This window comes from Indibacter alkaliphilus LW1 (genome assembly GCF_000295935.2).
Classification (GTDB): domain Bacteria; phylum Bacteroidota; class Bacteroidia; order Cytophagales; family Cyclobacteriaceae; genus Indibacter; species Indibacter alkaliphilus.
In genome coordinates this window covers 72,725-84,732 of sequence record NZ_ALWO02000045.1, presented here as the reverse complement: position 1 = coordinate 84,732, position 12,008 = coordinate 72,725, and the positions used below count along the sequence as shown (strand labels likewise).

11 protein-coding genes are annotated in these 12,008 nt (G+C 40.0%); 10 read left to right on the top strand and 1 reads right to left on the bottom strand.

What is annotated here, in order from left to right:
* Position 1: 1 nt before the first annotated feature.
* Positions 2-2,392, bottom strand: coding sequence for a TonB-dependent receptor (locus A33Q_RS16165; RefSeq protein WP_009033783.1), 2,391 nt, complete (start codon positions 2,390-2,392; stop codon positions 2-4).
* Positions 2,393-2,503: 111 nt separating this feature from the next.
* Between A33Q_RS16165 and A33Q_RS16160 the strand changes: the two genes are divergently transcribed.
* The 10 genes from A33Q_RS16160 (at position 2,504) to A33Q_RS16115 (ending at position 12,001) form a co-directional block, all read left to right on the top strand.
* A complete protein-coding gene (locus tag A33Q_RS16160) occupies positions 2,504-3,469 on the top strand; it encodes a vWA domain-containing protein (RefSeq protein WP_009033784.1) in 966 nt (321 codons plus the stop codon).
* Between the two features lie 12 nt (positions 3,470-3,481).
* A complete protein-coding gene (locus A33Q_RS16155; RefSeq protein ID WP_009033785.1) occupies positions 3,482-4,321 on the top strand; it encodes a hypothetical protein in 840 nt (279 codons plus the stop codon).
* 150 nt (positions 4,322-4,471) lie between these two features.
* The gene (locus tag A33Q_RS16150) at positions 4,472-5,650 is read left to right on the top strand and encodes an acetyl-CoA C-acyltransferase (protein WP_009033786.1); all 1,179 of its coding nucleotides are present in this window, start codon (positions 4,472-4,474) and stop codon (positions 5,648-5,650) included.
* 67 nt (positions 5,651-5,717) lie between these two features.
* Entirely contained in the window at positions 5,718-6,827 is a 1,110-nt protein-coding gene (locus A33Q_RS16145) for a toxin-antitoxin system YwqK family antitoxin (RefSeq protein WP_009033787.1), read from the top strand.
* Between the two features lie 67 nt (positions 6,828-6,894).
* A complete protein-coding gene (locus tag A33Q_RS16140; protein WP_009033788.1) occupies positions 6,895-7,827 on the top strand; it encodes a phosphoribosylaminoimidazolesuccinocarboxamide synthase in 933 nt (310 codons plus the stop codon).
* A gap of 17 nt (positions 7,828-7,844) precedes the next feature.
* Positions 7,845-8,219 (top strand): STAS domain-containing protein, encoded by a 375-nt coding sequence (locus tag A33Q_RS16135; RefSeq protein WP_009033789.1) that lies wholly within the window; start codon positions 7,845-7,847, stop codon positions 8,217-8,219.
* 2 nt (positions 8,220-8,221) lie between these two features.
* Positions 8,222-9,139 (top strand): ribonuclease Z, encoded by a 918-nt coding sequence (locus A33Q_RS16130; protein WP_009033790.1) that lies wholly within the window; start codon positions 8,222-8,224, stop codon positions 9,137-9,139.
* 26 nt (positions 9,140-9,165) lie between these two features.
* Entirely contained in the window at positions 9,166-9,972 is an 807-nt protein-coding gene (locus tag A33Q_RS16125) for a queuosine precursor transporter (RefSeq protein WP_009033791.1), read from the top strand.
* Positions 9,973-10,042: 70 nt separating this feature from the next.
* Positions 10,043-10,969, top strand: a complete 927-nt coding sequence (locus A33Q_RS16120; RefSeq protein WP_009033792.1) for a bile acid:sodium symporter family protein — start codon at positions 10,043-10,045, stop codon at positions 10,967-10,969.
* 15 nt (positions 10,970-10,984) lie between these two features.
* Positions 10,985-12,001 carry a lysophospholipid acyltransferase family protein gene (locus A33Q_RS16115; RefSeq protein ID WP_009033793.1) on the top strand — a complete coding sequence of 339 codons (1,017 nt, stop codon included), beginning with the start codon at positions 10,985-10,987 and terminating at the stop codon, positions 11,999-12,001.
* Positions 12,002-12,008 lie beyond the last annotated feature (7 nt).

The window sequence follows — 12,008 nt, the reverse complement described above, 5'->3', positions numbered from 1 at the left end:
ATCAAAACTCAAAATTATAAGTAAGTGCGGGAAGAAAGGTAAATAGATAAGTCATAACAACTCCCGGTCTTCTGGTGACGATTTCCTGCCCACCACTCGGGTCAAAATTGATTTCATCATTGATAATGTCAGAAAACTGATAGGCAAATGGATTTTTCCTACCGTATAAATTGTAAATACTCAAGTTCCAGCTACCTCTCCATTTCCTACCTTTATCCGTTCCCTTCCAGGTCACAGATGCATCCATTCTGTGGTAGTCAGGAAATCTGTCTGCATTCCGTTGATTACCATAGAGTGGCAATCTTTGATTGTCAATTTCATAGGATCCAATGGGAAATGTGACCGCTTGACCAGTGGTATAAATAAAAGTCATCCCTGCTGACCAGCTTTTGTTGAATTCATGGTTGAGCACTAAGGTCAAGTCGTGTGGTCTATCAAACCTAGGATTGTACCACCGATCATCACTTATCCCCTCTATTCTCCTCCATGTGCGTGAATATGTATAACTTAGCCATCCTGTTGTTTTGCCCACATTTCTTCTCAATAGAAATTCTGCTCCATAAGCATAGCCATTTCCTGTCAGAAGTTCTGTTTCAATATTATCAGTAAAAATCACACTCGCCCCCTGCCTCAGGTCCACGAGGTTTTTGAAATCTTTGTAGTAAAGCTCCGTAGAAATCTCCCATTTATCTCTGTCGAGATTTTTGAACAAACCAATAGAAACCTGATCGGCTCTGATCGGTGGAATAAATGCATCTGCTGGCACCCACCGATCTAAAGGAAGCCCTGCGGAATTATTTGTGGCCACCTGAATATATTGGAATGTCCTGTTATAAGCAGCCTTGATTGACAAGTCATCCTTTAACAGGTAACGCATTGAAAAACGAGGTTCTAAGCCTTGATAAAACTTCATATTTTCAAATGCATTGAAATTTAAGGTATCCAAAATTGGAGCTTGTGGCTCAGGGATATCCCCTTCATAAACATAGCTCACTCCTTTTCCTACCCTATTGTAAATACCCCATCTCAGGCCAGCTTCTATTCTCAACCTGGCTGTAAAATCATGCGCAGCTGAAACAAACAAATTGTTTTGCCAGCCATTTCTTGGGTTGGTATTGATCGGTTCAATGGCCGATCCCTCAGATGGCTCTAAGCTTATTGGAGCAAAGTGAAAATACTGCGTGTGTACTCCCCAATTGAACTGGGTTTTGTCATTTGGGAGAAAAGACCACTCAGCCCGAAGTCCTGTTTCTGAAAGGACATTATCCCAAAGAAAGCCGTTATCTTCATCATTGAAGCTAAGGTTGTACCTGTAATAACTATGGTAAGCATTCAGGTCAAAGAAAGTACGCTCATTGATATTTCTGTTCCAAGTGATAGAGCTTACCCAGTTATCCCAGCCAAACCCAAACTGTTCGGATAGTCCTAGAAAATCAGATCCATAATAAGAGGAAAGTGAAAGTTTATCCTTTTCTCCCAATTTGAAAGTAAATTTCCCGCTCAGATCATAAAAATAAAGACTGTTGTTATTGATGTTTTCATCTTGGGAAAGTCTAAGAAAAACATCTGCATAAGTCCTTCTTCCGGAAATGACAAAGGAAGAATTTTCATTCAACAAGGGCCCATCTACAGTTAATCTAGAACTGATGGTACCAATACCTCCTTCACCTCTGACCTTCTGGTAATTCCCTTCTTTCAAGGAAACATCAATCACCGAAGATAATCTCCCTCCCAAAGTCGCAGGGATATTTCCTTTGTAAAACTCCACCCCTTCAAGCGCATCCGGATTGAATACTGAGAAAAACCCAAAAAAATGGGATGGATTGTAAATTGGTGCACCGTCCAATTGGATCAGGTTTTGATCTGCTGACCCACCTCTTACAAAAAGGCCGGTGGTGCCCTCCCCCGCGGTCTGAACCCCTGGAAGTAACTGCAGACTTCTTAACAAATCCACTTCCCCAAACAACGCTGGGATATTTTTGATGGTCTGAATGGGTACAACAGACTTGCCCATGTCCAGGCTTTTCACATTTTGGTCTGGTCTTCTTTCCTGAATGATTATCTCCTCCAGTGAGAGATCTTCTGCCTTTAAATAAAATTTAACATCTTTTTCGATATCCTTTTCATTGAACTGGCGTATGGACTCAGTGAAACCGATAAAACTTACTACAAGCTTGGCTGGAAGATCAGGTACAGTAATTGTAAAAGCACCATCCAAATCAGTCACCACGCCCTTTTGCGGAGCTGACTGCCAATATACATTGGCACCGGGAAGAGGCTCATTGCTATCAAAATCATAAACAATACCGGTTAATCTTATTTCCTGTTGTGCAAATGAGGACGAACTCACAATCAAACACCAGACTATTAGAGGGAAGCATAAAAATCTCATTCCAAATACTACATTTTGATTACCTAACGCATATTTACCGTTGGCTGTTGAAAATTAGTCCAATAAATTCTTAATCCTTTTCTTTTCATCTTTATTTTATAATTTCAGGCCATGATTTGGGCATATCCGGACTTCTCTTTACTTATTTGGTTGACATTGATTTTTGCATTGTTCTATGCAGGCTATCTTTTTAGATACTATAGAATCAATCAAAAACTTCAGGTCAGCAAACTTAGGCTTATTTTAAAGTTGCTTCTTAGAAGTACCTACTTTTTATTGTTTTTGATTGCATTGGCCGGTCCATCGATTGGCACTTCTATGAAAGAAATCAAAGAAGAAGGACGGGATATCTTTATTGCCATTGATCTTTCTCATTCCATGAATGCAACAGATATAGGTCCAAGTAGGTTGCAACGGATAAAGTTTGAGCTTAAAAACCTGGTCAAGAGATTTGCAGGAGACCGAATAGGGATAATTATTTTCAGTTCGGAAGCCTTCATCCAATGCCCTTTGACCTTCGATCAAAATGTCTTGCAGCTACATTTAGACGGACTGAATACTTATCTAGTACCAAGTCAGGGAACAGATATCAGTGCACCCTTAGCTATGGCTTTGAGTAAGTTTGAAGCGGAAGAAAGCAATGAAGCCAAGTCCAGATCCGTTATTCTCATATCTGATGGAGAGGATTTCGCAGATAATTTCAGAAACCTGACTTCAGAGTTGAATGACGCAGGGGTAAGAGTCTTTACCTTGGGTGTTGGCACCCGTCAGGGAAGCACAATTCCAAGAGGCAATGGACTGATTGTTGATCCCAACACCGGACAGCCAGCTATTACCCGAATAGAAGATAGCAATCTAAAGTTGATAGCCTCCCAAACTGATGGGCAATACTTTGAACTTTCTGATGAAGTTCAGGAAATCCCGGAACTCATACAGGCTATTGAACGTGTTGAGGGATCAGTAACTGGTTCAAGAATGGTGGAAGCTTCGGCAAACAAATATTTCTACTTCCTGCTTGCGGCGATATGTTTAGCCATTTTGGATATGGTATTGCCATTTAGAACTATTAAATTGTAGCGTTTAGATACGATGATAAAATACTTAGCTTTTGTTTTTCTATTAATTCCTTCTTCTCTGACAGATATTGGGAAGAAAAATGCAGCTATTAAGTCAGCAGCAAGAAGCTATGCTGAAGCCGACTATGAAGCATCAGTGGAAAAACATCTGGAACTGAAATCCGAATTCAATGTGGATTCTCCTCATGCCACTTTTAATTTGGCACTGAGCTACCATTACAATGGCAACCTAGAAGAAGCTCAAAGAACCTATTCAAGTCTAATTTCATCCCCAAATAAAGAGATCGCCTCTTTTGCTTCCAATCAGAACGGCACCATTCTGGCCAATGAGAAAAAATTTGAAGATGCCCTTGCTGCATTTAAATATGCCCTGATCAAAAATCCTGAAAATGAAATAGCAAGGTACAATTATGAACTTCTTGCCAGATGGTTGGAAGAAAACCCAGATCAGCAAGAACAAGATCAGGATGATCAGGGAGAAGACTCTGAAAATCAAGATCAGCAGGATCAGCAAGACCAAGATCAACAAAGTGATTCCCAAGAAAATAAAGATGGGGAAGGTGAAGAGCAGACTGATGAAGATGAGGACTCTGAATCTCAGAAAAAAGACGATAAAGAAGGTGAAAAATCTCAGGATGAAAGCGATTCCCAAGAACCATCAGACATGGAGTCTGACTTGAGTGAAAGGGAAAAACAAATGGAAAGAATGAGGGAGCAATTGGAAGAAATGAATCTTACTCCTGAACAGGCTGCCCAGATTCTTGAAGCCATGAACGCAGCGGAATTGAGATATATCCAACAAAACAGAAAAAAACCGACAAAAAGACCTGAAAGAGGACTGCCTGAGTGGTAGGGATAGGGACTAGTTGTTGGTTGATAGTTAATTGTTAAGGCTTAAGAGAGTTGGAGATTTAGTGAATTGGTCAATAGTCAACCATGGATCTTAGGCAGACTTGTCTCATATCTATTGTTTAGGAATTAATAAAAACCAAATATAAACCCAATGAAAGAAGTATATATCGTAGCAGCAGTAAGAACTCCACTAGGTAGCTTTGGTGGAAAACTCTCCGGGCTGACAGCTGTAGAACTTGGAAGTGCCGCTATCAAAGGCGCTTTGGAAAAAGCAGGTGTAAGTGCAGACCAGGTGGAAGAGGTATTGATGGGCAATGTGATCTCCGCCAACCTTGGACAGGCACCTGCTAGGCAGGCTGCCATTGGAGCAGGCATAGGCTATAATGTTCCATGTACAACTGTCAACAAAGTCTGTTCATCAGGGATGAAAGCAGTCATGTTTGCAGCCCAATCTATCATGACAGGCCAAAATGATCTCGTGGTAGCAGGTGGAATGGAAAGCATGTCCAATGTTCCATACTACGTCCCAAAAGCCAGGTTTGGTTACAAATATGGCAATGCGGAGATGGTAGATGGTCTGGTCAAAGACGGCCTATTTGAAGTATATTATAAATTTCCAATGGGGAACTGTGCAGACAATACAGCCAAGGAAATGAATATAAGCCGTGAAGAACAGGATGAATATGCCATTCAATCTTATACAAGATCTGCAGAAGCTTGGAAATCTGGGGCTTTCAAGGACGAAGTCGTGCCCGTAGAACTCAAGGGCCGTAAAGGTGAAACAATAGTGGTCGATGAGGATGAAGAGTTCAAAAATGTAATGTTTGAAAAAATCCCAAATCTAAGACCTGTTTTTGACAAAGAAGGAACAGTTACAGCTGCCAATGCTTCCACAATGAATGATGGAGCTTCTGCTTTGATCCTTGCTAGCAAGGAAAAGGTTCAAGAACTGGGATTAAAACCATTGGCTATCATCAGAGGCTTTGCTGATGCTGCTCAAGATCCTATATGGTTTACTACTGCTCCAGCTTTGGCTATTCCAAAAGCCATTAAAAATGCCGGAATCACGGAAAATGATGTTGATTTTTATGAAATCAACGAGGCTTTTTCAGCAGTTGCCATTGCCAATCAAAGACAATTGAATTTGGATATGGATAAGTTGAATGTATATGGAGGTGCTGTTTCCTTAGGACATCCCCTTGGTGCCTCAGGAGCGAGAATCATCGCTACACTCAATTCTGTATTGCAGCAGAAAAAAGGCAAAATTGGTGTTGCCGGAATTTGCAATGGAGGAGGAGGTGCTTCAGCCATAGTTATAGAGAAAGTGTAAAAATGTAATATATAGGTGGCGGTTTTCCCGCCGCCTTTTGGATTAAAAATCAATTCAAAATTTATTGATGAAAGTCAGATTAACCTTTCTTATTTTATTTTTTTCTTACCTCAGCTCCTATGCCCAGGAATTAGTAAGGACTTTTTATGATGAGGAAAAAAGAAAAGTCAGAGAAGTCTACACAAAAGTAAACGGAAAAGGGGAAGGCGAATACAGGCTCTATTATGAAGATGGAGGGCTGGCCGTCTTGGGGCAGCTCAAAAACGATAAGAAAGAGGGGATCTTTGTGGATTTTTTCCCTAATACCGAAGATACTTTGAGGGTTGTGTCCTACAATAATAACCTAAAACAAGGACCTTCTGTAAATTTTTATGAAAGTGGAGCAATCTCACAAGAACTCAACTACAAAGATAATGCAATTGACGGAGAAGTAATCAGCTACTTTGAATCAGGGATAGTGAGGCAAAAAGCCAATTTCAAAAACAACAGACCTGATGGTTGGACATATGATTATGATCCTGAAGGAAATTTACTTGAGAAGGGTTTTTATAAAGAAGGCTTATTGGATGATATCAGGGAGCAATACTACCCCGATGGGCAGCTCAGAGCCAGTACCAACTACAAAAACGGCGTCATTCATGGAGAGCAGTTGAATTTTTATCCTTCAGGCGAATTAAAATCGAAATTTTCTTACAAAAACGGATATCAGCACGGGGAAACCATCAGTTATTACCAAGATGGAAGCATAGCCAGAAAAGGAAAGTATAAAAACGGGGAACCCACTGGCAACTTCAAAAGCTTCTATGAGGATGGAACAATATCAGAAGAAGCCACTTACAAAAAAGGAAATCCTACCGGAGAAATCCGGTCCTACTTTGAGGATGGTAAGGTCAGAGAAATTGCCACTTATGACAGCGAGGGATACTTAGCCAAATTAATTGCGTTTTATCCCAATGGGGAAAAAGAAAGGGAAATCCACTATAGGTACGGTGAAGAAGATGGGACCGCAACAAAATACTTTGATAATGGCCAAATCAGGGAAACCATGCCATTTGTGAAAGGAAGTCCACATGGAACCCAGAAAGTGTACAACAAAAGTGGTGAACTTATCCTTGAAAGAATATTTAAGGAAGGAGAAAAAGTAGGAGAAATTATCAAAGAGAGTTCAAATAATTAAAGATTCATTCATAATGGAGAGCACAAAACACATTGCTTTTTCTATTTTTGTCCAAAGTAAATTGTAAATGAGCGCTATTAAAGAAACAAAGTTCAAATTCCCGGGACAGCAGGGCTTTTACAGAGGCAAAGTCCGTGATGTTTATATTTTTGAAAATACTCTAGCAATAGTGGCCAGTGATAGAATCTCTGCTTTTGATGTGGTTTTACCGAGAGCAATTCCACATAAAGGGCAAGTTCTCAATCAGATTGCGGCCAAGTTTCTGCAAGCTACATCAGATATTGTTCCCAATTGGGTTGCTTCTACCCCACACCCGCAGGTGACTATGGGTAAAAAGTGTGAGCCTTTTAAAGTGGAAATGGTTATCAGGGGTTATCTGGCAGGCCATGCAGCAAGGGAATATAAAGCAGGCAAGCGTACAATCTGTGGCGTTTCCTTACCGGACGGCTTGAAAGAAAATGACCGCCTTCCCACACCGATCATCACACCGACCACAAAAGCCTCAGAAGGACATGATGAAGATATTTCCAAAGAAGAAATTCTGGATCAAGGGATTGTAAGCGCCGAGGATTACGCTATTCTTGAAAAATATACCCAAGCCTTATTTGAAAGAGGAACGCAGATTGCCAAACAAATGGGTTTGATTTTGGTAGATACTAAGTATGAGTTTGGAAAGTACGGCAAAGAAATCCTTTTGATAGATGAAATCCATACACCCGATTCTTCCCGCTATTTCTACGCAGGGGGTTATGAGGGCTTACAGGAAGCCGGATTGCCACAGAAACAGCTTTCGAAAGAATTTGTGAGGCAATGGCTCATCAAACACGGATTCCAAGGCAAGGATGGCCAGGAAGTTCCTGAGATGCCTGATGACTTTGTCTTAGAAGTTTCTGAGCGATACATAGAATTATTTGAGAAGATCACAGGTGAAAAATTTCAAAAAGCACCTACAGAATCTCTGGAAAAGGATATTGAAAAAGCTATATTGGCACATATTTAATCAGAAAGCACAGAACAATGAAATACACAGTAGATAAAAAAGAACAATACGTAGTTTTCACTCCCATGGAAGAAAAGCTTGATTCAGCACTTTCTCCCATCTTAAAATCAGAACTTCTTACCGTACAGGCTGAAGGATACAATAACTTGGTGCTAGATATGAGTCAGGTAAAGTATGCAGACAGTAGTGGACTAAGTGCACTATTGGTAGGCAATAGGGAGTTTAACAGAGCTGGAGGGATTTTTGTGATTGCAAGCCCTCAGGATCACGTGATGAAATTGATCAAAATCTCAATGTTGGATAAGGTGTTCAATATTGTAGATTCACTTGAAGAAGCTGCCGAAGCCATTTTTATTCATGAGATAGAGAATAAGGAAGAGGAGGAAGATTAAAATTGGAATTTGAAGTCACAGTTTTGGGAAACAATTCTGCGATTCCTGCCCACGGCAGGAATCAGACTTCCCAATTGGTAAAAATCGGTAATTCTTATTTACTATTAGATTGTGGAGAAGGGACACAAATTCAGTTGAGAAAATTCAAACTTAGATTTTCCAAAATTGATTTTATCTTTATTTCCCACCTCCATGGAGATCATTACCTAGGCCTAATGGGCTTGATATCCAGTTTTCAGCTACACAAAAGAACCAGACTGCTCACAATCTTTGGGCCTGTAGGACTCGATGAGATCCTTACTGTTCAGCTGAAGTACTCAAATACCAAACTCAACTTCCCACTGCGCTTTGTCAGCACCGATCCAGATCATGACCAATTGATTCTGGAAGAGCAAAATTTCAAAGTCACCTCTTTTCCCCTCAAGCATAGACTGCCCTGTACAGGATTCAGAATTGATGAAAAAATCCGATTTAGAAACCTCATAAAAGAAAAACTTCAGGAAAGAAAAATTCCCGTTGAAGCCATTAATTGTCTGAGAAACGGAAAAGATTTTTTGGACGAAAAAGGACAAATAATTTACTCCTTGAGGGAATACACCCATCCTCCTCGAAAGCCAAGATCCTATGCGTTTTGTTCTGATACTTGTTATGATCCAGAAATAGTGCCTTTCATCTCAGGGGCAAGTTTGCTCTATCACGAGGCGACTTTCGCCAATGAAGAAAAGCTAAGAGCTAAAGAAACTTTCCACAGCACAGCCTCAGATGCCGGAAAAATTGCCCAAAAGGCATCAGCCAAAAAACTTTTAATTGGCCACTATTCCACACGCTACATAGACCTTCAGCCCCTTCTTCATGAAGCACGAGTAGAGTTTACCGAAACATATTTGAGTGAAGAAGGTATTACCTATTCCATTGATTAATCAAAAATTGTTAGAGATCAACTTGTATGGAGCAGCCTTTAGATAAAAGGGAGTTTGAGTCTAAAAAAACAAACCTATTTATTATCCTCAGCGGAATTTTCTTAACCAACGCTATCTTGGCAGAAATTATAGGTGTCAAGATTTTTTCCGGCGAAAAAACCATTGGACTAGATCCTGCTGGCTGGACAATTTTTGGAGAATATGTTTTGGATTTTAATTTGACTGCGGGAGCAGTTATTTGGCCTATTGTGTTTATTACTACCGATATTATCAATGAATACTATGGAAAAAAGGGAGTTAGGAAAATTAGCTTCATAACGGCCTTTTTCATTGCCTATATCTTCTTTGTCATTGCAGGTGTCACCAAGCTTCCCCCTGCCCCATTTTGGCTTGAAGTCAATACTCCTGATGTAGATGGTAATGTGTTCAATATTGATTATGCTTTCAACGTGATATTCAGGCAAGGGCTGGGAATAATCATTGGTTCTCTTGTAGCTTTTCTCTTGGGCCAATTGATAGATGTTTTCGTATTTCAGAAACTCAGGAAAATAACAGGTCCAAAAATGATCTGGTTAAGAGCGACAGGTTCTACATTAGTCTCCCAATTTATTGACTCTTTTGTAGTTCTTGGAATAGCTTTTTACATCTTTGGTAACTGGTCTTGGGCTCAAGTAGTATCCGTGGGCATCATCAACTACATTTACAAATTCGGTGTAGCAGTACTTCTTACCCCTCTGTTGTATCTTGGACATTACCTGATAGATAGATACTTGGGACAGGAAATTGCTGATCAAATGACAAAAGAAGCTTCCGAGGATACTTCGTTTCTATGATTACATTTAAGGTCTGGATTTGCCTAATTCCCACCTGCTGATTACCTTTCCATGATTAGCTCACTTAAGCATGCTGGAAGACCTTGACAAAAGCACCCTGAACTTCAATCAGGACTCCCTCTTATTACTCAATGTATCTTTAGCCATCATCATGTTCGGTGTTGCTTTAGATCTAAAAACCAAGGATTTCAAGTACATCGGAAACAACCCAAAACCTTTTATACTTGGCATCATATCTCAATTTTTCTTTTTGCCTTTGCTAACTTTGTTATTGGTCACCACCATTCAGCCTCCTCCATCAGTGGCTTTGGGAATGTTTTTAGTGGCAGCATGCCCAGGAGGTAATGTATCCAACTTTATGACCTACCTTGCAAAAGGAAATACTGCACTCTCTGTATCTCTGACGGCATTTTCCACAGCCTTTTCCATCTTTCTGACTCCTTTAAATTTTGCATTATGGTCAAGACTTTACGAACCATCAGCCAATTTACTCAGGGAAATTTCTTTGAGTTACTACGAAGTTTTTCAGACAGTTGCATTGATATTAGGGATCCCATTGCTTTTGGGCATGTATATCAACCACAAATTTCCTGCTTGGTCGGGCAAGGCAACTAAAATTCTCAAACCCATGAGCATATTGATTTTTGCCGCCTTTGTGGTTATTGCCTTTGCAGGCAATTACAACCTGTTCTTAAAGTTTATCAGCTTGATTTTCCTTTGGGTCTTGGGCCACAACTTTGTCGCTTTACTTTCAGGTTTTACTTTGGCCAGGGCCGGCAAGCTATCTTTAGAAGACACAAAAACACTTACCATAGAGACCGGTATCCAAAATTCCGGTCTTGCATTGGTCCTTATATTCACCTATTTTGAAGGGCTGGGAGGCATGGCCATTATCGCCGCCTGGTGGGGAATTTGGCATATAATCTCCGGGATGACAATAGCTTTTTCGTGGAAAAGTTTCGCTGGAAAAAAATTAAAACCAATATTTGAAAAATAACCATTAGTCAGGCAGATGAAAAACCTTTTTAATGCATTCCTACGCATTACTGTAAGAATATCCCTCCACCTTTACTTTCACAAAATAAGAGTTTACGGTGAGAAAAATATTCCGAAAGGAAAGCCTACTTTGATCGTTTGTAATCATCAGAATGCACTGATTGACCCACTGCTAATTGCTACGCATACCCGATTAAACCCACACTTTCTTACTAGGGCATCAGTCTTTAAAAATCCAATCATTGCCAAAATATTGGATTATATCAGAATGATTCCTGTCTACCGTATTCGGGATGGAGTAGACAATATGGAAAAGAATAAAGATACCTTTAGCAAAAGTGTACAAATTCTGATGGATAATGGTACCATTCTGATTTTCGGAGAAGGTGGCCATAGCATGAAAAGGACGCTCAGACCCTTGAAAAAAGGCTTTGCAAGAATTGCTTTTCAGGCGCTTGAAGTCAAGCCTGATATGGATTTGACCGTATTGCCCGTAGGCATCAATTACTCCTCCCATAAATTCTCTGGTTCCGAAGTCAGCATTTGCTTTGGCAAGCCATTCAAAGCAGGTGAATTTTACCCAAAATACGACAGTTTGATGAGGGAAACTTTGGATAGGATGGATCCATTGGTATCACAGATCCCAGATGATGCTTACGAAGCAAATCTTTTAAAACTGCTGGAAAACAGAATTGCCCTCACTGCTCCAGACTTGGTGAAAATGGCACTAGCCGGGAATTTTAAAAAAGCCAGTGAAAAACAAAAAGTACCCAAAGCTCAGCCTCTTGCTAATTTTTTGATGAAAATATTTATCGCTCCTTTGTATCTGGCCTGGAAATATGCCCAGCCAAAAGTCAAAGATCCAACTTTCTATGCCACCTTCAAATTCGTGATTTGCTACGGAGGAATACCACTCCTATTCATAGCCTCGACGGTTTTAATACAATTAAATTATGATTTTTCCATTATTTTATTGATTTACTGGATTTTGGTATTTTTACTCATTTTATCCAATAAAAACAATCAATCATAAACACTAT

Coding starts and splice junctions, on each gene's coding strand:
- A33Q_RS16150 (WP_009033786.1), top strand. CDS start 4,472: ATGAAAGAAGTATATATCGTAGCAGCAGTAAGAACTCCACTAGGTAGC.
- A33Q_RS16125 (WP_009033791.1), top strand. CDS start 9,166: ATGGAGCAGCCTTTAGATAAAAGGGAGTTTGAGTCTAAAAAAACAAAC.
- A33Q_RS16115 (WP_009033793.1), top strand. CDS start 10,985: ATGAAAAACCTTTTTAATGCATTCCTACGCATTACTGTAAGAATATCC.
- A33Q_RS16165 (WP_009033783.1), bottom strand. CDS start 2,392: ATGAGATTTTTATGCTTCCCTCTAATAGTCTGGTGTTTGATTGTGAGT.
- A33Q_RS16140 (WP_009033788.1), top strand. CDS start 6,895: ATGAGCGCTATTAAAGAAACAAAGTTCAAATTCCCGGGACAGCAGGGC.
- A33Q_RS16155 (WP_009033785.1), top strand. CDS start 3,482: ATGATAAAATACTTAGCTTTTGTTTTTCTATTAATTCCTTCTTCTCTG.
- A33Q_RS16145 (WP_009033787.1), top strand. CDS start 5,718: ATGAAAGTCAGATTAACCTTTCTTATTTTATTTTTTTCTTACCTCAGC.
- A33Q_RS16160 (WP_009033784.1), top strand. CDS start 2,504: ATGATTTGGGCATATCCGGACTTCTCTTTACTTATTTGGTTGACATTG.
- A33Q_RS16120 (WP_009033792.1), top strand. CDS start 10,043: ATGCTGGAAGACCTTGACAAAAGCACCCTGAACTTCAATCAGGACTCC.
- A33Q_RS16135 (WP_009033789.1), top strand. CDS start 7,845: ATGAAATACACAGTAGATAAAAAAGAACAATACGTAGTTTTCACTCCC.